The organism is Bartonella sp. CL266QHHD (assembly GCF_042195355.1).
Classification (GTDB): Bacteria; Pseudomonadota; Alphaproteobacteria; order Rhizobiales; family Rhizobiaceae; genus Bartonella.
Window position 1 is genome coordinate 103,107 of record NZ_JBHIOD010000040.1, and the last position, 24,010, is coordinate 127,116.

Below are 24,010 nucleotides of genomic sequence, written 5' to 3' on the forward strand. Positions count from 1 at the left end.
CCATTGGAATTTTTTCAACGAGTTATTACTATAAGCTTAGAAACCATGAAAGTTGTTAGAAACTTACCAAAATTAGAAACTTAGAGAAACTGAATAGATTTATAAAGTTAACTTACCTCATAAGGGCTTCTTGAGTACTCGTTTAAAACTACAATCTATAAGTTAGTCATTTTGTGTTGATTATATACAATCTTAAAAGGAATAAGATATCATGCAACCTCCTGAAAAGAGAGGATTTAAAATTTTGAAAACTCTTATTTAAATTGCTGTAAGACTTTTAAGAAATTCTCTATTAAACAAGATTAGATTTTTCTGGATTACCTTTAAGAGATGATATCACAATTTAAAATGAGAACTCTATACCATTCAAAAGTTTTTTTTTAAGATTTGTTTGACATATTCATTTTATTGAAATGAAATAATAGAGATTGAGCTTCCTTTTAAACATATTTTATTTATATTAGGTTGTAATGTCTATATGGATTATTTTTTGAAAAATTGACAATACCTAACATATGTAAAAATAAGTTTTTTCTCTAAAATACCAACGTTTACAATTCAAAGCCTCACTAAAATCATAAGAAGTATTTATTCAGTGAGCTGAAAAAATATGTCATAGGTTGTATGGTATTTATCATTTATATTTTCAAAATTATAATTGATTAAAAAATAGTTTTGTTATTTTTGAGTAAGATTTTTATAGGGTGCAGAATGAAGTGATAAAATTTCATTAAAAGAGATTTAAATAATGTGTATATGTTATTTTTATAGGAAAGTTTTTAAAAAAATATGGTGATAAAATTGCATTTTTTGTCCTTTATGTATTGAATTTTCTCATGGATTAAGCGTTTTTTATTTAAGATATGGATGATATTAAAAAAATACGGAAGCAACCACTAGTGTTGATGAATTTTTTAACAAAATAAGCATATAGATATCTTAAAATAGCTGGATGAGGTGATTTTAAATGGTAGAATTAAAGGCACATACGGCTCTTTTAAGCTATCGGATAATTGGTTTTTGCTTATGTCCTGTTATTCCTTTTTATTTGTTCTGTCGTGCTATTCGTGGAAAAGAAGAGTGGTGTCGCAAAAAAGAGCGTTTAGGTAAAAGTTCTCATGTACGCCCCCAAGGTTCATTAGTTTGGTTACATGCAGCAAGTGTTGGAGAAACACTTGCACTTTTTCCACTTGTAAATTATATTTTATCATTGAAAATCAATGTGTTAATGACAACTGGGACTGTGACATCTTCTACTCTTGTGAAAAAACATTTTGGTAATAGGTTGATTCATCAATATGCTCCTTTGGATTTAGATTTTGCAGTGCGCCGTTTTATTAGTCATTGGAAGCCTGATCTCGTCTTGATTTGTGAATCAGAAATTTGGCCCCTTCGTATTAAAGAACTTGCAAAAATGCGTATTCCGCAGATTTTGGTTAATGCCCATATGTCTGAACGTTCTTTTAAAGCTTGGCAAAAACGACGCGTTCTTGCCAAACATATTTTTAAGGATATTGATTTGGCGATTGGTCAAAACGAAAGAGATGTAGCTTATTACCATAAACTTGGCGTAAAATCTGTTACGTTTTCTGGTAATCTCAAGGCTGATGTTTTTCTGGTTGAAAATCAAGCATTGCTTGCACGTTATCGTAATGCTATCGGCAATCGCCCAGTTTGGGCAGCTGTTTCAACGCATGAAGGGGAAGAGGAGATTGCTTTTGAGGTCCATAAGATTGTTAAAAATTATTTGCCAGATTTATTGACAATTATTGTGCCTCGTCATCCTGAACGTTCAGAAGATCTTATCAGAAAATGCGATAATAAGGGGTTAAGTTTTATTCGTAGGAGTAGAGATGCTGTTCCAAACATGAATACCGATATTTTATGGGGAGATACCATTGGAGAAATGGGGCTTTTTCTTCGCTTATCGAAAGTTTCTTTCGTTGGTAAATCGTTATGTGGAAATGGTGGACACAATCCATTGGAATTGGCTTTACTTGGTTCCGCTATTTTGACAGGGCCCCATGTTTCAAATTTTCAAGAGATGTTCAAACAATTTCTAACGCATGATGCAGCATATATGGTTCAAGATACAAAACAGCTTGCTATTCAGGTGTATAAGCTTTTAACAAATGAAACATTGCGACAAGAAATGGTTGATAAGGCTCATGAAGTGGCGACAGGTATGGCAGGTGCACTTGAGCGCACATTAAAGATTTTAGATCCATTTTTACAACCCCTTGTAATACAAACAGGTTTACGTCAGCGTCAGGGTAGATATGCATATTAGCGCCCCCCATTTTTGGTGGAAAAATAAAAGCTTTTTGCGTTTTGTATTAGCCCCAGTTTCATGGGGGTATGGTTATTTTTCAAGTCGTTTTATGGCAAGACAGCCTCCCGTGATTAATCTGCCTGTTTTGTGTATTGGAAATTTTACATGTGGTGGTGCGGGTAAAACGCCGGTTGTTATTGCTTTTACCAAGGTGGCTAAAGAACTTGGTTTTGTACCTGGTATTGTATCTCGTGGTTATGGTGGATCAGTTAAAGGGGTACATCTTGTAAATGAGAAATATGATACTCCACACAATGTTGGAGATGAGGCACTTTTACTTGCACGGCATGCTTTTGTAGCTGTATCACCTAATCGTTATGCAGCGGCGCAACGGCTTAAGCAAGAGGGATGTAATCTTATTTTAATGGATGATGGATTTCAAAGTCGCCGTCTTTATATGGATTATGCGTTACTCGTTGTTGATGCGATGCGCGGTTTTGGTAATGAAGCTGTCTTTCCAGCAGGACCTTTGCGCGTACCATTAAAAACGCAGTTTTCTTTTATGGATAGTGTTTTATTGATTGGTCACTCCGATGTGCCTGATAATGTTGCTTTTCTTGTTTCGCGTACTGGAAAGCCTTTATATCGTGCTCATCTTAAAGCCAGTGCTTCTGATGAGGTTTCAGGAAAATCATTTTTGGCATTTGCCGGTATTGGCAATCCAGATAAATTTTTTAAATCTATTAAAGAATTGTCTGGTCATGTGGTGCAAACTTACATATATCCAGACCACTATTTTTTCACAGATGAAAATTTAAAAAGCCTTATACAAAAGGCTAAAATGCACAATTTATGGCTCGCAACAACAGCTAAAGATTATACCCGTATACAGACAATTCACACGCAAAAAGATTTGAAAAATCTTATTGTCTTTGATGTGAATGTCGATTTTGTTCAAAAAGACTTCTGTCGCATGGTTCTTGAGGAGGTCATGACCCGCTTTAGAAAACGTTCCCTTGAGTTTTCTTGTCTAAAAGGCAAAGGCTAAATTTATAGCTTTCAAAGGGTTATTTTTCTTTTGTTTTTAACAATTGCTTGAGATATGGGTTGCACTCAAGTTCACGCTGATAGGAGATTTCACAACTAGCATATGCTTCTTGGCGGTGATGATTCCAATATTTTAAATCATCTATAGGGATTTTTTGCCCGCTAACAGCACAAATAGTATAGGTACCATATTCTATAATGTCATATCCGTTATTAGAATAATGAATTTTTGCTTCGCGTTCACTATCGGAAAACATTATAACTCCTTTTTGCTTGATACAAGAGATTCAAGAAAAGTGCCATAAAATATATTATAAAGTCGAGAGTTAATTTAAAAATATTTTTCTTGTCAAAATGATGAAGAGTTTATTTTCTGCCAAAAAGCCGTTCTATATCTGCCAATTTGAGTTCAATATAAGTAGGGCGTCCATGATTACATGTACTTGTATTAGGTATTGCCTCCATTTGCCGTAATAGTGTGTTCATTTCTTCGGGGCGTAAAAGGCGCCCTGACCGTATTGAACCGTGACAGGCCATCGTTGCGGCAACATAATCAAGCATTTCTTTTAAATTATTTGTTGTATCATACTCAGCGGCCTCATCTGCGAGATCTTGAATAAGGGCTTGGACGTTGATCTCTCCTAACATGGAAGGTGTTTCACGCACAACAATTGCTCCTGGTCCAAATGGTTCTATTCCTAATCCAAATTTTTGCAAAGCATCTTTATGCGTTAAAAGACATGTTGCATCCTCTTCAGAGAGTTCTACAATTTCAGGAATAAGTAATAACTGTGAAGGAAGCGGTTTGGAATAAAGTGCATTTTTGAGTGCTTCATAAACCAATCGTTCGTGAGCTGCATGCTGATCGACAATGATCAAACTATCTTGTGTTTGGGCGATAATATAGTTTTTATGGATTTGTGCTCTGGCCGCTCCTAATGGATAAGATAACTCTTCTGATGAAGATGTAGTGCTTGGAATGTATGCATCCCCACTTGGTGTATTTAAGCCCTCCATAATAGGAGCGGCATCTTCTTTTAAATCAAAAGAGCTAGTACTATCCAATGGTTTTTGGACCATTGAAGCGCTGGTAAAATGATGAGGCTGTGAACTGTAAGAAGAGGACAGGTGCGTGTTCTTAAAATTGCCTAATGGTTGTTGTGCCAATGATTGTTGTGCCAATGATTGTTGTGTTTGAAATGCAGCAAGCATTGCTTCAGAACGGGTTGAGGTAGGACGAATACCAGATTGCTGCAATGCTTCACGAATAGCTCCAACAATCAAACCACGAATTAATCCTGGATCACGAAATCGTACATCAGCTTTGGCTGGGTGAACATTAACATCTACCTCAGCAGGTGGGAGATCAATAAAAAGAATAGCGACAGGATAACGATCTCGTGTCATGACATCAGCATAAGCACCTCGGATAGCGCCCCATAGAAACTTGTCACGCACGGGACGCCCATTAACATAAGCAAATTGATGAAGGCTGTTATTTCGGTTGAAAGATGGTAAACAGGCAAAACCTGTTAAGCGCACCGCTTCGCGTTCAGCATTCAGCGCAATGCTATTAGGGGCAAATTCTTTTCCCATAATTTGCGTAATACGTTGTAATTGTCCTTGAATATTATTTTCTGTAGCAGACAGTTCCATAGATGTTCTGTCTAATCCTGAAAGAGAAAAGCGGATATGTGGAAATGCAATAGCAATTCGCTTAATCATATCGCTAATAGCATTTGTTTCAGCCCGATCAGTTTTCATAAATTTTAATCGTGCCGGCGTGACAAAGAAAAGATCACGAACTTCAACAATTGTTCCAAGATTTGCAGCAGCTGGTTTGGGTCCTACAATTTTTCCTGCAGTAACGGAAATTTCAGCAGCGCTCTCAGCATCTTTTGTTCGTGAAATGAGTTTAAGTTTAGCAACAGAACCAATAGAAGGGAGGGCTTCTCCTCTAAATCCAAGGAAGCAGATATTGTGTACGTCATCGGTAATCTTTGAGGTACAATGGCGAGAAACTGCTAAAGTTAACTGATCTGCAGGAATTCCATAACCATTATCACTCACCTTTATAAAATTTTTTCCACCATTTGCTGTAATAATTTCAATGCGTGTTGCACCAGCATCAATAGCGTTTTCAACAAGTTCTTTGACAACATTTGCTGGTCGTTCAATAACTTCACCGGCGGCGATTTGATTAATAATATTTTCGCTAAGATGGCGTATAATCATAATAAATTCTAACAGGAATCTTAAGGGTTCTATAGAAAATTATGATAACATCATTTGCGCGACATTCAAGAACAAGAGAGCTGAGAGGTATTATTTTTACAATACCTCCTATTTTATTTTATGTTAACAAATCAGTTGGAAAAAACATAGAAATAGTTTTTATCACTTTAAAATAGCTTGCACCAATTTATCATCTAGGTCAAAAAAGAAACAATGTAAAAAGGGAAGGCAATATATATGGCGCGTATAAGCGGTATTTTAGCAGATAGTGATATACAAGCTTTGATTGAGAATAACGTTCTCAAGGCTCAGTATCCATTTGATAGATCTCAAATACAACCAGCAAGCCTTGATCTTCGTTTAGGGGAGAAAGCTTATCGTATACGTGCTTCTTTTATGCCGGGATCTGATACAAAAGTTTTGGATAAGCTTGAACGGTTAAAGTTGCATGAGTTTGATTTACGAGGTGGAGCCGTTTTGGAAACGGGGTGTGTTTATATTGTTCCTCTTTTGGAAAGTTTAGCGTTACCAGAATTTTTATCTGCTGTTGCCAATCCCAAAAGTTCTACAGGCCGATTAGATATTTTTACACGTGTCATTACGGATAATGCTCAAGAGTTTGATAAAATTTGTGCTGGTTATCATGGTCCACTTTATTTGGAAATTAGTCCACGCACATTTCCAATTTTGGTGCATACAGGCTCACATTTATCACAGCTTCGGTTTAGAAAAGGGCAAAGTTATTTAAATGAAATAGAGTTGCACACTTTGCAAAGGCAAGAAACACTGATATCGGATGATTTTCCTAATATTAGTGTTGGTGGTATTGGTCTTTCCATTAATTTAAAGGGAGACGAAAACGGGCTTATAGGTTATCGTGGTAAACATCATACAAGTGTTATTGATATTGATAAACGTGCTGTTGCCCACGTTTTAGATTTTTGGGAACCTCTTTTTGATCGTGGTCAGAGAGAGTTGGTTCTTGATCCTGATGAATTTTACATTTTAGTTTCACGAGAGTCTGTTCATGTGCCTCCGCTTTATGCCGCAGAAATGACTCCTTTTGATCCTTTAGTTGGTGAGTTTAGAGTGCATTATGCAGGCTTTTTTGATCCAGGATTTGGGCATAAGGAGGCGGGTGGAAAAGGAGCAAGAGCGGTTTTAGAAGTGCGGAGCCATGAAGTTCCTTTTATCTTAGAGCATGGTCAAATTATTGGCCGTTTGGTCTATGAGCATATGCTTAATCGACCATCAACCCTTTATGGACATGATGTTGGATCACATTATCAAGCACAGGGTTTAAAGTTGTCCAAGCATTTTAAATGAGTTGGGAACCACGAATTTTGATAACATGTATGCAGAAAGCGTATTTTAGATAAAAGAAAATTTTATCCTTCATAAAACCGGCACTATGCATTTTATTTTCAGTTTTCAAAGTTATGGTTTTGTATTTGAGAGGGTATGAGAGGCATTTTTACTTCTTTTTTAAAGAGGTTTTATCTATACAAACTCCATTTATGATGTGCAAAAGAATAGTTTTGGTTATTTCATCATGACAAAATCTACAATGAAAGAATTTTACTATATTCAATATGTTATTCATATTTATTATTATAATAAATCAATAGGTTAATAAAATTCAATATAACAGTAGCGTATTCACTTTTCAAAGTAAATATGCGAGATTGGATGCTACACTTGGCGCCATTTTTCTAGAGCTTAAATGACCAGTATATTTTATTTCGTATAAAAATTATCCTTAAGAGCCAATAAATAAGTTTTTCACTACAGTTTAGTAACAATTTTTTTAAACATTGTTCTAATTTTAGTAACTCATTTATAGCCTCAAGATATAATATTGCTAGAAAATTATTCAATTAAATATGAAGAGCTTCTATTAGTATGAACATTAAAAGTTTTTTTATGCTTTATGTGAATTAGACACTGTATATTTTTATAAACTTTCATGAACAAGTAACAGGTCTCAGTTTTGAATATTGATATAAGAAGATTTATGGATGTATGCGACAGCTTTATTTACAGTATTAATAAAGGATTTTTTCATCTTTTGGGGGAGATTATGGTTTATACTTAATGACACTCTATATTCTTAATAACTGATAATGTAAGGACCTTTGGAGGGAGAAACGACTTTAAATTATAACTAATTAAGCTACGGAGCAATCGCTTTCGAAGAGGTATTGGTTTAACGAGAGTATAACATTTCAATTGCACATGAACGATATATGAGTAGATACGTTATTAATGATACTACATACTGTGAGATTTTAAATTTGGATAAGAGAAATAAAGACGTTGTTTTTATCAATTAGTTTTTTTAGAAAGTTGCAATCTCTGTTGCTTCTATCTATTCAATAGAGCGTTTTGGGAGGATGTCGAATAGGTAGGTATACGGATTCGCTTTTATGCGTTTTAGGATGTTTTCTTTTTTCATTTAGGAACAATGGTGCCATCAATGATTATTTCTTCAACACTTGATTATCGTAAAGCAGCAAAGCGTCGTCTTCCTCCCTTTCTTTTTCACTATATTGATGGTGGGGCTTATGCTGAAGAAACGATGCGACGTAATTGTACAGAACTTCAAGCACTTGCACTGCGTCAAAGGATTCTAAGGCAAGTTGGTGAAGTTGATCTTTCAATCAAGCTTTTTGATCAGACACTTGATTTACCGATTGTACTTGCACCTGTTGGGCTAACGGGCATGTATGCACGTCGTGGAGAAGTAAAAGCAGCGCGTGCCGCAGCGGCAAAAGGGATTCCTTTTACTCTATCCTCTGTTTCAGTTTGTCCCATTGCGGAAGTACAAGAGGCGGTTGGAGATGCATTTTGGTTTCAACTTTATGTTCTCAAAGATCGCGGTTTCATGCGTGATGCACTAGAACGGGCTTGGTTGGCTGGTGTACGCACGTTGGTTTTTACAGTTGATATGCCAATTCCTGGTGCACGTTATCGTGATGCGCATTCGGGAATGTCTGGTCCTTATGCTGGTTTACGTCGTTTTTTACAAGCTTTGACTCATCCATATTGGGCTTGGAACGTTGGTGTTATGGGGCGCCCTCATGATCTTGGAAATGTCTCCACTTATCTCAAAAAGAAAATTGCATTGGATGATTACGTTGGTTGGCTTGGTGCAAATTTTGATCCATCAATTGGTTGGCATGATCTACAATGGATTCGCGATTTTTGGAAAGGAAAAATGATTTTGAAAGGTATTCTTGATCCAGAAGATGCGCGAGAAGCAGTAAAATTTGGTGCGGATGGTATTGTTGTTTCTAATCACGGCGGACGTCAGCTTGATGGTGTATTATCAACAACACGAGCGTTGCCTGCAATTGCGGATGCTGTAAAGGATCATTTGACTATTTTAGTGGACTCAGGTGTTCGTTCTGGTCTTGATGTTGTACGCATGATAGCACAAGGTGCGGATGCTGTTATGATTGGTCGTGCTTTTGTTTATGCGCTTGCAGCAGCAGGTAAGAAAGGTGTTATGCATCTCCTTGATCTTTTTGCTAATGAAATGCGGGTAGCTATGACACTGACCGGTACTCAGACAATCAAAGATATTACACGCAAGAGTTTAGTAAATATAGATGTTTTTAAGTAACGAAATCAATATGTTATACTTATTTTAGAAAAAGAAAGTCTTTTTATAGAGGAGCATAATTATATACTTTACAAATATGTTGATAGTTAAATTTAAATAGAAAAGATCAAGAAGCTCCTCTATAAAATCACAGAAAATACTAAGTAACTACAATAATACTAAGTAACTACAATAATATTAACGCAAAAATCTTAATAATAATAAACACAAAAAAAATACTAATAACATTGCATACATCTTTTATTTACGTTATTAACAGCTCATTCTATGGATAAAAAGGAACAAGCGCTGATATTAAAGGCAAAACAACTGTTGATATAGAAAAAATAGATATAAATAATGCTGTGAGCATTTTTCCCTCCTATGTATAAAAATATAATATATTAATCACTCTTTTCCACATTAGCATAAAATATAAACCTCATTTAGTTTTATTTTAATATAGAATAATATTAATTATGTTATATAAATAAAATTATTAAAAATGTCAATATGTATTTATTGTAATATTTAATTATAATAAAATTTTATCAATATAAATAATGTTTCTATAATCTATATATTATTTATATTAATTTTATTGAATAAGATATTATAAGGATATGATATTGTTTTTATGGAGTACGTTTTTAAGCAATGAAAAAAATACCTGTACTATCTTTAAAAAAAGCTGGTTTACTGAGAGCAAGACTGCGTGAATTAATGTGCTTTTCTTGCATACTCAATGATTTATGATGTTTTTGAACTGGCGAACATATTAGGAAGCAGTTGAATATTTTTTTGTATAGTATGTCATTTCTAACACTATTTATGTATTCTAGATTTATTTCATAATTTGTTAAAAATATCCAGTTTATTTTTATTACAGATGGGGTCGTTGTGTATTCATAATGATACAAATTGGCATAGAATGTTTTGTTCCATAATCGATTTAACAATTACATCTCCAAGCTTCTCCATGGATACTATGCTCTTCACAGACAACAACAGATTGGTGAGATTGGCATAACTCTAGCACAGATATATTATCTCAAAGTTGAATTGTTGGCACACTTGTAATTATTGGGATAACTTCATGTTTTTTGAAGCTCTTCAGTAATATAAAGACAAATCTGAACAGTTTTTTCAGTAGCAAGTAAGAGAACATCTTTTCCTTTTTTTTACAGAAGTTTTGCTGATATCAATTTTTAAAGCATTTTTATGAATATTCATAACAGCACGCTTTCCTAAACCTATATAAACGGGTACAAGATTACTCAGATTAGCAGTTTCCATTTGATCTAATTACTACTCATAAGTAATTGAATAGTATTTACTTTATCGCTGAATAAAAAAGAAAAGTTTTTCTCTCTTTAAATAGATGATGGGTTGTCATCTAGCCAATAGGGATAGTTTGCGAGCAATTTGTTCGATGCAAGATAATTTAAATTGCAGTTACTTTTTATCACTTGAAGCTGTGAAAAGAAGGCTAAGATAGATGAAAGAATGTAAAAAATGATGGATACATTTTAGGATAAAAAATTATAATCCTGTTAATTCCACACCTGTTGCAGCTGATATTGGTGGCAAAAGAAATTTTACCAAAAAATTATCAAAATTATTGAGGACATTCCTCATGGCATGTAGACTAAACCTTTTTGTTGGTATGGGTGGGATTTTCTTTGAGCTGAAATTGATTCTATCCCCTGAAATCAGCAATAATCTCTCAGGTTATGGCGTAAACTTTTTGGGGATGTTTCAACACCACTATCGTCCTTTTATGAAAAATGTTAGCACTTCAGATAAGCAGCTGTGAGGAGTTTCAACGTTTAATACAGCAAGCTCCAGAAACTCTCACGGATTTAGACGGGCTTCAAGATTTTTATATTTACAGCGATTAAATTTTTGAGAGAAAGTAAATCGTACGATGAGAGGTGAAACCCATCGTAGCGCGCGGGGGCTTAAGTCCTTACAATTTGAAGGCGTGCTAAAACTTATTTTCCTCTGTTTAGCAGGTGTTAGCATTGAACATTTAAACTGGTCTATTTTTATTGTGCGTTATGATCGTCTAAAAATCTTGTTCTATCTTTTACCACTTTAATTGTGGTTCTGAAGGTTATAAAGAAAGGATTTTTTATAAGCGGAGAGGATTATCAGCCGATGTCTAAGCTGTTTGCATAAATAAAAGGGAGTGTTTTGTCTTTAAGCAATATGCTAGAAATTCAAAAAACTTTAGTTAACTTCATAAAAGAGATTACACCATCTTATACAGATTGCTCTGCAAATAACACAATTGCTGGTAAGGAATGGGGCATCACCAATTTTGATTTCTAAAAAAGAAACAATACGTATTAAATAGCCTTTAACTTTACAGACTTTTTAAGAATCCTTTCAGAACCTTTTGAAAAAAGTGAATTGATAGAAGATTTTCTATCAAAATATAGCAACTTTTCTAACAAGTTACGAATAAATCTAAAAATATATATTAAATATAAAAAACAGTGCGATATGCGGGCTGTCTGGGCTTTAGAAATAAGAATCAAAGCGTATAAAGATGCATAGAGGTGAGATTGAGACATATCATTTTTATGATTCAATAAAAAAATTAAAGAAAAAATTCTATATCAAAAATTGAAGGTAGTTTAAAAGGTGGACGAGCAATGCATGGAAGGATGAGCGAGAAGGTGAATTAGGTGAGGGCGATTTATAGATTATCAGTATCTTTGTAAAAGTACCTTCTCAAGATAAATATTGTGATAAAGTAAGATTGTGGTTGAGTGTCGAAAAGATAATACGCGCTCTTAATTTTTCCGTTATACACATCAAAATAAACGCCATGAAAGGCACGGTCCTATTACAAACTTTCTCTAAGAGCAGTACATGAGTTTGCAAGATATTACAGTGATATTTTAAAAGAAGGATTTTATTTCAGGAAGAAATTGTCTTAAAATAGCAAAGCAATATTTTCCAAGAAATTGCCAGGCCAATTTTGAAAGTAAAAAAGCTAAGTTAAAAAATAAAAGAAAAAATGGTTGTTGGTTTTCTCTACTGGAGTTGCATGTTATTTCCCACATAGGAAATTTACCTATAGAAAAATTAACAGCCAAGATCATTCACAATGTGTTCCCGCCACTTTAGCATGAAAAAGCAGATATAGTGCGAAAGTATTTGCCTTATCGTCAACATCATTATTATAATTAGGAAGCTGAAGCAACGTCATTTACAAATCACATAGAGCCTATACCATTATTCATTATATAGTTCCGTAGATTGCTTTTCTTCAAGCATGCCGGCTCCTAGATATTATTTTTGTTGAAAACAGAACCTTTGTGTATGATCAGTTCTTTGAACGACGATAGTAGTGCTATCCATAAAATCTTTTCTCATCTTCTTTTGATAAGATAACAAAGATGCTCTTAGAATACATCAATAGACACAATCATTTTACACAAATATAACTTGTTGAATCCTTTAGTTTCAACTCAGACGTCCCAGTCACTCTAATTAAATCCAATCGACCACCAGAGTGTTTTAATCCTTTAAGTGCTTTTACTTTCTAATCTGAATGTATCCACCTCTTTTAAATCTTTTCATTGATAGATGTTTCAGAGAAATTATATTTTTATCACTTTATTTTCCGTTTATGTCTCCAATCACATAAACGTTCACCTTGTTCATTATGTTTTAAAATATCTCTCGCCAAATTTGGACTAATGACATTGATATCTTGTCGATTCAAATAAATTGGCAGCCATCCAATACAAGAAGTTCATTCATTCGTCGCGCAACCAGCTAGAAAGCTTAGTGCGCACATCAGCATCACTTTTCTATTAATTTCATTTTCTATCTCAAGCCGTGTTGTCGCTATCTTGAAAGCTTCCTTTGTTTGCTTTTGCTTCTCAACTTTTTTCCCAAGAAAAAAGGCTTTGACTAAAGCTATAAGAAAAGCTGCTATGATCGCTGACCTCACCGTCAGATATTTTTTTCCATATGAATAACGCTTTTGTCTTTTTCATATGAAGCATTTTGTGGGGTGTTCGGGTCCAATGGTATCACCTTTGTCTGGTGTTGTATTGGCTACGTTTCCAGCAGCATCTTAAGCAAATCAATCAAGCTATTGAAATCTTTTTAGAGGCAATAGCACAAGAGACAAAAAAGATTTTGACAAAAAGCCGCTTAAAGATATAGGAAGTTCTCTCCTCCTAGCCCCCCAGCCCATTTACATAACATAAAAAAGAGAAAGGCAATGAAATGATATTTGATGATGGCGATAGATATGTAACAATCCGTGAATGTGCACAGCTTTTTAGTGTATCCACAACAACGATTCGCCATTAGATGCCTCAGGTGTATTTCCAAAGCCATGCAAGCTAGGGAGAGCAGTAAGGTGAAGGAAAAAAGAGATTTTAGAATTCACTTCAACGAAAAATAAGGAGAAAATAAGAACAAATTAGGTAAAATTATATAAACTGTAGAAGGTGGTCTAAAAGGTGGTCTGAAAATGGCCATTTAAAGAAAAAATCTATATATTTCAACATGTTTAAGAAACAAAATGGTGCCGCATGCCGGATTCGAACCAGCGACCCCATCATTACGAATGATGTGCTCTACCAACTGAGCTAATGCGGCATAGGTTTGTAAGTCAATGAAACAAAACTAATTTGAGGGTAATAGCTAAAAGTACGTATAAAAGCAAGAATGCATTTTTTCAATAATTTATAAATATGATAATAATTTGAAGGAGAAGTATGTAAAAGTCAGAGGAAAGTATTCTTTGACCTTAATGCTATAAAATGCTTTCCAATTTAGATAACACTTAAATTAAGAAGCTGGGAATGTAGATCTTTAGGATGAAAAATGGTGTCAAGATATCTTAGTAAAGATAAAAACATTTTCTGGTTCTTGAGAAAGAAATTTGTTGCATAAGTGATTGGGAAAATAAAGATCATCATAAACCCTTTATAATGTGCAAATAAGATGAGTAGAATTAGTTTAAAAGTTACTTCTCATTTTTATGGGAAGAAAAAGGGAGGAGGATTAATAAAATTAATCACGTTTTTTTATTTAAGAGGGAGTAAAAATCATGTCGGATGAAGATCGGCTGATAGAACTAGAAATGAAGCTAGCTTACCAAGAAAAATTCATTGAAGAACTTTCTCGAGAGGTAATTAATCAATGGAAAAGTTTGGATGAGATATCTAAAAAGTTGATATTTTAGCGAGACGATTTTCAGATTTAAAAGAACAGAGTGTTACTGAAGCTGTTATCTTACCATTTTCTCAATAGGGAGAAGGTGCGAAATATTTTTTATCATAATTGCAATTATTTACAGATGAGTTTTTATTTCACGCATTTTGTTAGACTTGTAGAATAATTTTTATAAGCTTCTTCATTAATTCTAATAAGTTCTAATCTTATAAGGAGAGCTGATATTAGAAGACGTTTTTTTATATGGGGTTTCTAGTACGAAAATTAAGAAAAGTTTTTGTAGAGTATAAAGAAGCAGCCATAGAAAAATATATGAACTGCAATATTTTAAGTTTTTTCTGTACAGAGTTTTCTTATAGGTGGGAGGTAGATTTATTCGCTAATTTTTTTAAATTGATACAGATGAAGTGATGTTATCGTTATCTATAGAAATCATAAGTGAGCGCCTATATTTATAATAAAGCGTTTTAATTTGTTCTGATGATCAAGTGATTTTCAGTTGTTTTATAGAGTGAGGGGTTTTAAGCGACATCGATTATGTTATAGGACAGAGAGCTCTAGAATTTTTTTTCAAGATCAAATGTACTCTTCGTTATATGTATATGATATTTTGTGAAAAGGCTTTTGTTTTTCGTAATTTAAGATACAAAATACTATTGCTAAAGCACCAAAGATAGACCATGCGGGTAAATAAGTGAGAGTAATGCAAATTGAGGACAGAAAATCAGGCATTACCTTGCATAGAGATTGATTAAGGTGATAGATATCTGTTTGCAGAAGGTTTATTAAAATTTTATTAAAGGGGGTTGTTGTCCAATGTGATGTGATTACAGAGTGTGCGTTATCAATGACCAATGCTATAATGGTTAGTGTAACGAAAATGAAGGACATTAATTTAAATAAAGGGTGGAGCATATTTTTTCTTAAAACTTCAACGGGACATACGTATAATGCACAAAAAAATGAGGAGTTGCATTATGATGAGAAAATAAGTTTACGTTTGTTTTGTGTTTTTTGAAAGAGGTGCCTAATTTTTCAATAAAAGTTGAGGTTAAGTTCAACAAAAGTAGTGAGGCATGATGTCTGAAAAAAAGCACGAGGAATTGAAGCGTAGCCTTCAAAATCGCCATATTCAAATGATTGCTTTGGGTGGCGTTATTGGGACGGGACTTTTTTATGGGTCAACCGAGGCAATTCAATTAGCTGGTCCCTCAGTTATTTTATCTTATCTTGTCGGCGGGATTATTATGTATTTCATTATGCGAATGCTTGGTGAAATGTCAGTAGAAGAACCGTCTTCAGGAGCATTTAGTTTTTTTGCTTATAAATATTGGGGGAGATTAGCTGGTTTCATAACAGGTTGGAATTATTGGTTTCTTTATATTCTTGTGAGCATGGCTGAACTTACAGTGATAGGGTTTTACCTTGATCATTGGATTTTGATTGATCATTGGAAGACATCTTTCATTGTTCTTTTATTTGTTACATTTGTTAATTTGTTTAATGTTCGTTTTTATGGAGAATTTGAATTTGTTTGCGCTTTGATCAAAGTGGCTGCTGTTATTGGTATGATTATTTTGGGAATTTTTCTCATTGTCACTGGACTAGGGGAAAATCAAGCGAATATTCATTATCTTTGGGACCATGGCGGTTTTTTCCCTTATGGAGCAGTAGGGGTTGTTTTAGCAACTTCTGTAGTAATGTTTTCTTTTGGAGGAACGGAGCTTATTGGTATTGCTGCTGGAGAAGCATCTAATCCACAAAAAACAATTCCAGCGGCTATTCGTCAAGTTATGTGGAGGATTATAATTTTTTATATTGGTTCTATCAGCGTTATTATGATAATCAGCCCTTGGAATATGATTGGAAAAAATGGTAGTCCTTTTGTCACAATTTTCGAGACTATAGGAATTCCTGCTGCTGGTCATATTTTGAATTTTGTGGTGATTATGGCTGCTATTTCTGTTTACAATAGTGGCATTTATTCTAATGGCCGTATGCTTTATAGTTTAGCTGTACAAAAAAATGCACCACATATTTTTAGTAAACTGAGTGCTGCTCGTGTTCCTTATATTGCTATCCTTTTTTCATCATTATGTACGGCGTTGATTGTCGTTGTTAATGCTCTTGTTCCTGATAATAGTTTCATGCGGATCATGGCTCTTGCAACTGCAGCAGCAGTGATTACTTGGGCTATTATTGTTATTGTTCATTTGAAATTTCGCAATGCATATAAGAACAGAAAGGGCGATTTTATTTATGCATTTGGTTTATATCCTTACGCTAACTATCTTTGCCTCATCTTTCTTGCTTTATTGTTTTGCATTATGTTTGTCAGTGGTTTTGGGCAAAATGGATTGATGACTCGACTTTTTGATATGATAGGAATAAGCGTGCCTTTTCTTGAAACATATATTCCTGTACAGATGCCTGATATGAGTTTGGCAGTCATTATTATTCCTCTATGGTGCTTGTTATTACTTTTAGGTTATAAACTGAAACGATAGAGAAAGAAGAGCTAATAAAAGGGATTGATTGGAATAAACTTTGGGGATTATAAAATTTGATGAGGTAACACAAGTTTTTGGTGATTTGTGTGTTTTAAGAAATATTACTGTACAGCTTACCGAAAGACGAATTGCTATTATAGGTGCGAATGGTTCTGGAAAAAGTACATTTGTTCGTCTTATTAATGGGCTCCAATTACCATCTCATGGTTTTGTAAGCGTTGATGGGCTTGATACAAAACGCGATGCAAAAGCAGTAAAGCGTAAAGTTGGATTTGTTTTTCAAAATCCAGATAATCAGATTGTTTTACCATTAGTTGAAGAGGACTTATCCTTTGGTCTCAAAAATTTAAAGCTTAATAAAGATGAAATTAAGGAGCGTGTAGATGAAATTTTACAGCGCTATGAACTTCAAGATTTCAGAAATCACGCTGTCCATTTATTAAGTGGTGGGCAAAAACAACTCGTTGCTATTTCCGGTGTAGTTGCAATGAAACCAGACTATATTATTTTTGATGAGCCGACGACATTACTTGATTTACGAAATAAGCATCGCGTTACGCAAGTGATAGAAGAATTACCACAAACTGCAATAGTTGTATCGCATGATTTAGAGTTTTTGAAAAAGTTTGATAGAGTGCTGGTTTTTGATAAGGGGGAGATAGCAATTGATGATGTACCTTTTGTTGCTATAAAGGAGTATATAAGAAGAATGTCATGATCGGTTTATATATTCCGAGGGATACATTTATTCATAGGTTAAGGCCTGGAGTTAAGTTATTATTTCTTACGGCGTGTGGAACTTTTATAATAATGGTTTCTTCCATAGCGCTTCTTGGTTTATTTTTGTTGTTTGTCAGCTTATTCTATAGAGTCGCCAAGATTCCTTTCAAAACTGTGATAAAGCAATTTAAATCGATGGGATTGCTTTTAGTTCTTCTATTTGTATTTCAAACTATTTTTAGCGGTTGGCTTACGGGGGTTGAGGTCATATTACGTCTTGTTATCCTCTTTTCTTTATCATCAATTATTTCATTCACAACAAAAGTGTCAGATATGGTGGATGCAATTGAAGCAGGCCTCCAGCCCTTTCGTTGTTTTGGTATAAATCCATCAAAAGTGAGTATGGTTATCTCTATGGCGATCAGGTTTATTCCTCTTTTGAGTGAAAAGTTTAATGAGGTACATGAAGCACAGCAAGCACGGGGACTTAATACTAACATTGTTGCTCTTGCGATACCTTTAATTATACGGACCATAAGAATGGCGTCAGAAGTGGCTGAAGCATTGGAAGCGCGTTCTTATGATGCTGATACTATTGATACAGCATCTCGTAATAATCAGAGTTTTTATAGTAAAAGAAGAATTAAATGAATACAAAAGATTTAGTTTATATTGCTTTATTTGCCGCTATTTATGCTATTTTGGGCCTTTTCCCTTCTATTTATCTTCCTTTTCTTCTAGGGGTACCTGTTACAGCTCAATCGATGGGACCGATGCTAGCAGGGTCTATACTTGGGGCAAAAAGGGGTGCTTTAGCGTCACTCCTTTTTCTTGTTCTTGTTGCGACTGGATTACCTCTGTTGTCTGGTGGTCGTGGTGGAATCAGTGTCTTTTCAGGGATTGCAAGTGGTTATTTAATAGGTTTTCCATTTGCCGCATTTTTTATTGGTTTAATGGTAGAGTTGTTTTGGCAGCGGTTAAATTTTATAACATTATTTATGATAAATACTTTTGGTGGCATTGGGATAGTTTATTCTTTTGGGGTTCCATGGACAGCGTATATGACCAAAGTTTCTTTACTGAATGTTTTAATGGTTTCATCAGTTTTTTTGATAGGCGATTGTTTAAAAGCGTTGATTGCATCCTTTATTGCACTCGCGATTAAAAGATCTGTTCCTCTCATGCATTCAAAGCATAATAACTAAAATAAATGTATTATTTTGTTATGCTGTTGTTATATAATATTCGTATATCACTATTATTGAATTTAACTATAGTAATTTATGATATAATTAAACATTGTAGAATCTAATATGATTCATATAAGTAATATTATTAAAATAAATTATTATAGTATTTTTCTCTATATCTAAGGCATTTAAAGTGTACTTTTATAAATCTGATACTTTTTATTAATTGTACAACAATAACGAAAGCTTTTCCCTAGTGAAGGAATAATTCAGTGAATACAAAGGATTTGGTTTATATTGCTTTATTTGCCTCTATTTACGCTGTTTTGAGTCTTTTTCCTCCTCTTTATCTTCCTTTTTTGCTGGGTGTCCCTATTACAGCTCAGTCTATGGCTCCGATGTTAGCAGGCTCTATACTTGGAGCAAAAAGGGGAGCGTTAGCATCACTTCTTTTCCTTGTTCTTATTGCAATTGGGTTACCTCTATTGCCTAGTGGTCGTGGTGGAATTAGTGTTTTTTCAGGAGTTACGAGTGGTTATCTGATTAGTTTTCCATTTGCTGCATTTTTTATTGGCTTTATGGTAGAATTATTTTGGCAGCGGTTAAATTTTATAATATTATTTGTGATAAATACTGTGGGTGGCATTGGGATAGTCTATTCTTTTGGAATACCATGGGTAGCGTATATGACACAGGTTCCTTTTCTGACAGTTTTAATAAGTTCATTAGGTTTTTTTGTTAGTGGTTTCTTGAAAGTGCTGATTGCATCTTTTGTAGCGTTGACCATAAAAAAAACCGTTCCTCTCATTCATTCGGAAAAAGGGGCAGTTTTGTACTGAAGAACAAGTTTTTCCAAATGTATGTAGATTAAAAAGCACCACGGAATACCATTTTGTTTTGTCACTTTTTTATTGGTATTTTTATCTGCATAGCTCTCAGAGGTAGCCATACGAAAATTGAATGTTTCGGCACCAAAATTCTTTTTTCTTTCAGGAGCAGCCCCTAAATAGCCAATTAATATCATTTTATTCAACAGGCTTGTAAGTTTTATTCGATTTGCATATTATATGCATAAAGCCTTAGAATAATTTATTATTTTTTTAATATTTTTAGTTAATTAATCACTAATTTTAAAAGTGTTAAATTATATTAATTGTATAAAAACATGGATAATTTAGTGTTCATCTAAAAACTCTTGATGTATATAGTGCCCTTATAAATGTATTAATATAAGGTATAAAAATGAGATTTGAATGGAATGAAGCTAAAACAAAAAGTAATCTTAGAAAGCACCGTGTAAAGTTTTGAAATATCTGCATATGTTTTTTCTGATCCATTCTCCATGGCTAAACAAGACCGTATTGAAAATGGAGAGTATGGTTAGCAAGCTTTATGGCTCATGGATGTTTTTTTATTACTATTCGTAGCGCATATTGTCCATGACGATAAAAATGGCATAGAGGTAATCCGTATTATTTCAGCACGGCGAGCCAATTTGAAAGAGAGGAAACTTTATAAAGAAGAAAGTTCGTTATAAAATTGAGGTAGGTAACTTATCACCTTTGACAGATGAACAGAGAGTTGAAGTTGATAAACTGGCTGTAATGCCGGACAATGCAATTGATTATAGAGATATTCCGTCACTCAATGATGTGTTCTGGAAAAATGCCGTTCGCAATCCATTCTATAAACCACCCAAAACTGTCACAACAGTGCGTGTGGATTCAGACGTTCCAGCGTGACTTTAAAAGTCAAGGGAAAGGATATCAAATGCGTATTAACGCCATTTTACGTGATACTATGCTTCGTTCAATGCACTGATTTCTCCTCCACTTAAAAGCCGGGAAGGGGGAGCCCATATTCTAAAAATCTAAGCAGCTTTCACTGCAGAGTTCTCTAAAATTCGTATTGCTTTGCAATTAAAATTGTATAGCTTCGATCTTTAACTAACTGATTCTAAACAATACAATATATTTTGGATACACTATCTTCCCATAATCACTAAGATAACTTGGGAAGCACCTGCCATCTGATAAGACTATAGACATTGTAATTATGTTAACTTTATGAATACCATTAACTTTCTTTCTTATAAATATAAAATAGATCCAGCCTCAGAATTAGTTAATATCAATGATGCTGATAAATTTTTATAGGAAAGAAGATACGATTTTAACTGTGATAATCAATGTGCTACTTTAATAATCGAAAATTTTTCTGTGAACTCGAAGATCTGCTATTGGATTTATGTTTTAACGGGAGAAAATAGTCCTTATAATCCTGAAGTTATTGATTCTGAAAACGATTTTCAGAATATTCCTAACCCACGTTCTAAAAATCAGATTGAACAGAATAAGCAATATTTTGGAATTTTGATTCCTATAGAGTTTACTCTTTTTTCTTCAAATAAAGAGTTAAACAAATTCTTGCAGCTACACTACAAAAAATCTTTTCCCCCGAAAACGATTGATATCTCACCTGATATTGTTGGTAAGGAAGAGTTCGAAAAAAATTGCTTTTAATTAAAGAAATAAAACTGAAATATACACAACCAAAACAATTAGATTTTTTTGCAATGCAATCAGAAGACAACTTGCTAAAGATGGCTAAACTTTTGTTGGGTGAATTTCCCACGGATGATTATTCTGAAATGGAACTTGACTTGGGTATCAAATTTAAAGAAAAAAATAATTTAAAGAATTATTTTTTGAATCTTTTTAAAAAATATAAATTAAATCCAGCATTTAAAAACATAAGTTTTGTTGGAAAGACACATAATAATTTTGATATAATCTTTAATACTGAAACTTTTCAACATAAATTTGCTATTAAAACAAGTAAAAATGATAATGGTATGTATAATGAAGGTCATATAAAAGAAAAATTAAAGCATGAAATCGTAAGTTTTACGGTATCTCTTTAATAGAGCACTGTAGCGTGTAAATAGATATATTTATTAAACTGCGTGTACGCAACATAAGGAAGAATACACAGACTAAAAAAAAGTACCAAATTATAATATTTGAATATCCAAGAGCAATATCTAAGTACCAAAGTACGGTATCCAATGAAAAAGAAAACTTGTGCTCCACGTACTTAGAAATGACAGGCAAAGAAACAGTTTCTTTATAACTACTTGGGAAAATTAAAACGACAAGCGCTAAAATTATTAACTTTAGGAGACTGTGCATATACTGATGTAACTCACATGTTAATGTCTTCCAACCTGTTGTATTGCCGCATTTATATTGTGGGTTGTTTTGCAACTCAGAAGGGATATTAGAATTGCATAAAATTGCAAAAACAGTTGTTACGATCACCAAAGAAATAGACGCGAATGTCAAAATACCCTGAATAAAGTCAAGATTTTTTCTTATTCCTAAAAAACATACAAATATAAACATTATAACGCCAAACAAGGCTTTTCTCTTCTTATCTGTAAACATATTTATTTCCTGTGAAAAAATTATGATCTCAATTTCTTAAATTATTTTCTGATATAAAAACACAAACTACCTTTTAGTCTTTTTAGCATTTGCTTTTCTTTTAATAGCAATGTCTTCTATTGCATCCAGTTGCTTTTAATATTTTAGTTAACCTCGTCTATGATTTATCTATAGTTGATGATAGCTTTAAACACAGAGCTCCATAATCCCAAACTCTTGCTTGCATTTTGATACCCAAATCCACCTTTCAACAAAGCCCATCGCACTGGCAACCCTTTCATACAGATTAAAGAAAAGCTCTGTTATTTCAAAAGTACACGAAAGGGAATCATAATTGCCGCAACATTTTTTGCGCTGATGCTGGCTACTCATGTTTTAAAAAACAAATATTTTGAAATTCGCGTATCCTAAAATCCTTAATTTGTATTAATGGATTTATTTACTTTATAAATTTGATACTATAGAGCTATTTTAGCTTCTAGAAATATATTGTACATTAAAAAAACTTTTTAATCACTCTTTAAATGCATATCCAATCCAAAAATGATCAGCACTTTTCACTATTTTGCTACTTTTTAGAAATCTATTTTAAACTCTCCTATCATTAGTTCATGAAGAGTTTTGGTGCGTGAAAGAAGGTCTTTTTCAATCTCTTCACAATACTTAGAAAAATCTGTTGCTCTTGGAATGATTTTTTTAGACATGCTTTCTACGTTGCTCTGCAAAATGCGTTTTAAGGACTCTTTCAAAATCAATAAGGAAATATCTTTGAGTTCAGTTTGATAAGCTTGAGAAGAGGTATTATAGTCCATATATTTTCGCATGTGGAAGCTACCACAAGAGAACAAGCGAAAAGTATTAGAGATATCATCATTTGAAGCTTTTACAGCAATAAACCTGTGAAGCCATATGCAAGTCTCAAGTGCATTTTCTTCATTCGGTTTTTGTTTTTAATTTTCCATACGACACACGGCTATTTCAGGCTATTACTTTGGGTTGATTAAGATTTGTAAGGAAAGTTGATTGGCTAGCAGTTAAGGCTGAGTTTAAAGACTGGGATTATAAAGCCCAAGGGCTGAAAGAAGCCGGTGCGGCTATCGTGGCATTGGCTGTCACGGGGGCGCGGTTACGGGCGGAGCAGCCTTGGGTGCTGCCAGTGCCATTACCGGTGCATTGGGGCTTGGCTCGAGCACCGCCATGAATGCGGTGATACAGGCAGGTGTCCAAGCATTGATTGACAAAAGCGCTGTGGCTTTTGTCAATAATCGCGGCAATATTGCCGGCGCCTTGCATGAGCTTGGCTCTTCAAAGAATGTTCCCAGCATTGTCTCATCGATGTTAATGGCGGGCTTAACCAGTCAAATAACGGAAATGGCAGGTGTTGGACAATCTTTGCCAAAAACCGCTCCTTTTGTCGATCGTATCGCCCGTGAAGCGGAAAAGAACCTGATCAAAGCCGCCATTGGCACAGGCGTTCAAATGGCTCTTGAGGGTGGTTCTCTTGACAAGAACTTTTTTAACAATCTGCGCATCGCCCTGTCTGATACGGTTGGCAAATCGTTGGCAGAAGAAATTGGTACCGCCAAGGCAGAAGGCAAAATAGACACGGTCACACAGATCGTTGCCCACGCTGGTCTTGGCTGTTTAAAAGGCGCGGTTGCGAGTGGCGCTTGCTCTGCCGGTGCTATCGGCGGGGCCTGTGGGCGAAGCCACTGCTATGCTCCAGTTTCAATTGTGGGTGCAAGGCATTGTGAAAGAGGAAATGGGTAACCTAAACG

General features: G+C 34.3%; 19 protein-coding genes, 1 tRNA gene and 5 pseudogenes. 18 read left to right on the plus strand and 7 right to left on the minus strand.

Annotated features, from left to right (window positions below; genetic code table 11):
• Nucleotides 1-967: 967 nt before the first annotated feature.
• Both waaA and lpxK read left to right on the plus strand, forming a co-directional pair.
• Nucleotides 968-2,290 carry a lipid IV(A) 3-deoxy-D-manno-octulosonic acid transferase gene (gene waaA, locus ACFIK7_RS05090; RefSeq protein WP_375643354.1) on the plus strand — a complete coding sequence of 441 codons (1,323 nt, stop codon included), beginning with the start codon at nt 968-970 and terminating at the stop codon, nt 2,288-2,290.
• Nucleotides 2,280-3,320: a tetraacyldisaccharide 4'-kinase gene (lpxK, locus tag ACFIK7_RS05095; protein WP_375663034.1), complete on the plus strand. Its 1,041-nt coding sequence runs from the start codon at nt 2,280-2,282 to the stop codon at nt 3,318-3,320. Before waaA ends, lpxK begins: the two co-directional genes overlap by 11 nt.
• Nucleotides 3,321-3,339: 19 nt before the next feature.
• Here lpxK and ACFIK7_RS05100 read toward each other — a convergent pair whose 3' ends face one another.
• On the minus strand, nt 3,340-3,576 hold the full coding sequence (locus ACFIK7_RS05100) for a DUF2093 domain-containing protein (RefSeq protein WP_273787833.1): 237 nt from the start codon (nt 3,574-3,576) through the stop codon (nt 3,340-3,342).
• Nucleotides 3,577-3,685: 109 nt separating this feature from the next.
• The gene (mutL, locus tag ACFIK7_RS05105; protein WP_375663035.1) at nt 3,686-5,554 is read right to left on the minus strand and encodes a DNA mismatch repair endonuclease MutL; all 1,869 of its coding nucleotides are present in this window, start codon (nt 5,552-5,554) and stop codon (nt 3,686-3,688) included.
• A gap of 237 nt (nt 5,555-5,791) precedes the next feature.
• On the opposite strand from mutL, the gene ACFIK7_RS05110 reads away from it, so the two are divergent.
• The 4 genes and pseudogenes from ACFIK7_RS05110 to ACFIK7_RS05125 form a co-directional block, all read left to right on the plus strand.
• A complete protein-coding gene (locus ACFIK7_RS05110; RefSeq protein WP_375643358.1) occupies nt 5,792-6,880 on the plus strand; it encodes a 2'-deoxycytidine 5'-triphosphate deaminase in 1,089 nt (362 codons plus the stop codon).
• 1,150 nt (nt 6,881-8,030) lie between these two features.
• Nucleotides 8,031-9,179, plus strand: coding sequence for an FMN-dependent L-lactate dehydrogenase LldD (gene lldD / locus ACFIK7_RS05115; protein WP_273790428.1), 1,149 nt, complete (start codon nt 8,031-8,033; stop codon nt 9,177-9,179).
• Between the two features lie 1,906 nt (nt 9,180-11,085).
• A complete protein-coding gene (locus tag ACFIK7_RS05120; protein WP_375663036.1) occupies nt 11,086-11,259 on the plus strand; it encodes a hypothetical protein in 174 nt (57 codons plus the stop codon).
• Nucleotides 11,260-11,851: 592 nt separating this feature from the next.
• Nucleotides 11,852-12,293 (plus strand): annotated as a pseudogene (locus ACFIK7_RS05125) (integrase); the annotation flags it as partial.
• Nucleotides 12,294-12,931: 638 nt separating this feature from the next.
• Here the strand turns inward: ACFIK7_RS05125 and ACFIK7_RS05130 are convergent.
• Nucleotides 12,932-13,134: pseudogene (locus tag ACFIK7_RS05130) on the minus strand (hypothetical protein).
• A 275-nt stretch (nt 13,135-13,409) separates the two neighbouring features.
• Between ACFIK7_RS05130 and ACFIK7_RS05135 the strand changes: the two are divergent.
• Nucleotides 13,410-13,612, plus strand: a pseudogene (locus ACFIK7_RS05135) (helix-turn-helix transcriptional regulator).
• A gap of 99 nt (nt 13,613-13,711) precedes the next feature.
• Here ACFIK7_RS05135 and ACFIK7_RS05140 read toward each other — a convergent pair.
• Nucleotides 13,712-13,787, minus strand: a tRNA-Thr gene (locus ACFIK7_RS05140).
• Nucleotides 13,788-14,241: 454 nt separating this feature from the next.
• On the opposite strand from ACFIK7_RS05140, the gene ACFIK7_RS05145 reads away from it, so the two are divergent.
• From ACFIK7_RS05145 to ACFIK7_RS05170, 6 genes are all read left to right on the plus strand, one after another.
• Nucleotides 14,242-14,376, plus strand: a complete 135-nt coding sequence (locus tag ACFIK7_RS05145; RefSeq protein WP_273790429.1) for a SlyX family protein — start codon at nt 14,242-14,244, stop codon at nt 14,374-14,376.
• A 1,069-nt stretch (nt 14,377-15,445) separates the two neighbouring features.
• A complete protein-coding gene (locus tag ACFIK7_RS05150; RefSeq protein ID WP_375663041.1) occupies nt 15,446-16,873 on the plus strand; it encodes an amino acid permease in 1,428 nt (475 codons plus the stop codon).
• Between the two features lie 40 nt (nt 16,874-16,913).
• Complete coding sequence (locus ACFIK7_RS05155; protein ID WP_273790432.1) at nt 16,914-17,594, plus strand: energy-coupling factor ABC transporter ATP-binding protein; 681 nt, start codon at nt 16,914-16,916, stop codon at nt 17,592-17,594.
• Nucleotides 17,591-18,247: an energy-coupling factor transporter transmembrane component T family protein gene (locus ACFIK7_RS05160; RefSeq protein WP_375663037.1), complete on the plus strand. Its 657-nt coding sequence runs from the start codon at nt 17,591-17,593 to the stop codon at nt 18,245-18,247. The genes ACFIK7_RS05155 and ACFIK7_RS05160 overlap by 4 nt, the downstream gene beginning before the upstream one ends.
• Nucleotides 18,244-18,801: a biotin transporter BioY gene (locus tag ACFIK7_RS05165; RefSeq protein WP_375663038.1), complete on the plus strand. Its 558-nt coding sequence runs from the start codon at nt 18,244-18,246 to the stop codon at nt 18,799-18,801. The genes ACFIK7_RS05160 and ACFIK7_RS05165 overlap by 4 nt, the downstream gene beginning before the upstream one ends.
• A gap of 257 nt (nt 18,802-19,058) precedes the next feature.
• Nucleotides 19,059-19,625, plus strand: coding sequence for a biotin transporter BioY (locus tag ACFIK7_RS05170; protein ID WP_375663039.1), 567 nt, complete (start codon nt 19,059-19,061; stop codon nt 19,623-19,625).
• A 21-nt stretch (nt 19,626-19,646) separates the two neighbouring features.
• On the opposite strand, the pseudogene ACFIK7_RS05175 reads toward ACFIK7_RS05170, so the two are convergent.
• Nucleotides 19,647-19,822 (minus strand): annotated as a pseudogene (locus ACFIK7_RS05175) (single-stranded DNA-binding protein); the annotation flags it as partial.
• A 363-nt stretch (nt 19,823-20,185) separates the two neighbouring features.
• Here ACFIK7_RS05175 and ACFIK7_RS05180 point away from each other — a divergent pair.
• The 4 genes from ACFIK7_RS05180 to ACFIK7_RS05195 all read left to right on the plus strand — a co-directional run bounded on the left by ACFIK7_RS05180 (nt 20,186) and on the right by ACFIK7_RS05195 (nt 21,709).
• Complete coding sequence (locus ACFIK7_RS05180; RefSeq protein WP_375637499.1) at nt 20,186-20,323, plus strand: hypothetical protein; 138 nt, start codon at nt 20,186-20,188, stop codon at nt 20,321-20,323.
• A 25-nt stretch (nt 20,324-20,348) separates the two neighbouring features.
• Nucleotides 20,349-20,528: a hypothetical protein gene (locus tag ACFIK7_RS05185; protein ID WP_375658087.1), complete on the plus strand. Its 180-nt coding sequence runs from the start codon at nt 20,349-20,351 to the stop codon at nt 20,526-20,528.
• Nucleotides 20,529-21,005: 477 nt separating this feature from the next.
• Nucleotides 21,006-21,308, plus strand: coding sequence for a hypothetical protein (locus tag ACFIK7_RS05190; RefSeq protein ID WP_273790437.1), 303 nt, complete (start codon nt 21,006-21,008; stop codon nt 21,306-21,308).
• Nucleotides 21,299-21,709 carry a hypothetical protein gene (locus ACFIK7_RS05195; protein ID WP_375631042.1) on the plus strand — a complete coding sequence of 137 codons (411 nt, stop codon included), beginning with the start codon at nt 21,299-21,301 and terminating at the stop codon, nt 21,707-21,709. The genes ACFIK7_RS05190 and ACFIK7_RS05195 overlap by 10 nt, the downstream gene beginning before the upstream one ends.
• On the opposite strand, the gene ACFIK7_RS05200 is transcribed toward ACFIK7_RS05195, so the two are convergent.
• Nucleotides 21,693-22,232, minus strand: coding sequence for a hypothetical protein (locus tag ACFIK7_RS05200; RefSeq protein ID WP_375631043.1), 540 nt, complete (start codon nt 22,230-22,232; stop codon nt 21,693-21,695). The genes ACFIK7_RS05195 and ACFIK7_RS05200 overlap by 17 nt on opposite strands.
• A gap of 575 nt (nt 22,233-22,807) precedes the next feature.
• The gene (locus ACFIK7_RS05205; protein WP_375631044.1) at nt 22,808-23,056 is read right to left on the minus strand and encodes a hypothetical protein; all 249 of its coding nucleotides are present in this window, start codon (nt 23,054-23,056) and stop codon (nt 22,808-22,810) included.
• Nucleotides 23,057-23,244: 188 nt separating this feature from the next.
• On the opposite strand from ACFIK7_RS05205, the pseudogene ACFIK7_RS05210 reads away from it, so the two are divergent.
• Nucleotides 23,245-24,010, plus strand: a pseudogene (locus tag ACFIK7_RS05210) (DUF637 domain-containing protein); the annotation flags it as partial.

Bases quoted from the DNA above. Each gene is read 5' to 3' on its own strand.
- lldD (WP_273790428.1), top strand. From the start codon at position 8,031: ATGATTATTTCTTCAACACTTGATTATCGTAAAGCAGCAAAGCGTCGT.
- ACFIK7_RS05180 (WP_375637499.1), top strand. From the start codon at position 20,186: ATGGATGTTTTTTTATTACTATTCGTAGCGCATATTGTCCATGACGAT.
- mutL (WP_375663035.1), bottom strand. From the start codon at position 5,554: ATGATTATACGCCATCTTAGCGAAAATATTATTAATCAAATCGCCGCC.
- ACFIK7_RS05165 (WP_375663038.1), top strand. From the start codon at position 18,244: ATGAATACAAAAGATTTAGTTTATATTGCTTTATTTGCCGCTATTTAT.
- waaA (WP_375643354.1), top strand. From the start codon at position 968: ATGGTAGAATTAAAGGCACATACGGCTCTTTTAAGCTATCGGATAATT.
- ACFIK7_RS05120 (WP_375663036.1), top strand. From the start codon at position 11,086: ATGAGAGGTGAAACCCATCGTAGCGCGCGGGGGCTTAAGTCCTTACAA.
- lpxK (WP_375663034.1), top strand. From the start codon at position 2,280: ATGCATATTAGCGCCCCCCATTTTTGGTGGAAAAATAAAAGCTTTTTG.
- ACFIK7_RS05205 (WP_375631044.1), bottom strand. From the start codon at position 23,056: ATGCGAAAATATATGGACTATAATACCTCTTCTCAAGCTTATCAAACT.
- ACFIK7_RS05200 (WP_375631043.1), bottom strand. From the start codon at position 22,232: ATGTTTACAGATAAGAAGAGAAAAGCCTTGTTTGGCGTTATAATGTTT.
- ACFIK7_RS05110 (WP_375643358.1), top strand. From the start codon at position 5,792: ATGGCGCGTATAAGCGGTATTTTAGCAGATAGTGATATACAAGCTTTG.
- ACFIK7_RS05100 (WP_273787833.1), bottom strand. From the start codon at position 3,576: ATGTTTTCCGATAGTGAACGCGAAGCAAAAATTCATTATTCTAATAAC.
- ACFIK7_RS05150 (WP_375663041.1), top strand. From the start codon at position 15,446: ATGTCTGAAAAAAAGCACGAGGAATTGAAGCGTAGCCTTCAAAATCGC.
- ACFIK7_RS05145 (WP_273790429.1), top strand. From the start codon at position 14,242: ATGTCGGATGAAGATCGGCTGATAGAACTAGAAATGAAGCTAGCTTAC.
- ACFIK7_RS05160 (WP_375663037.1), top strand. From the start codon at position 17,591: ATGATCGGTTTATATATTCCGAGGGATACATTTATTCATAGGTTAAGG.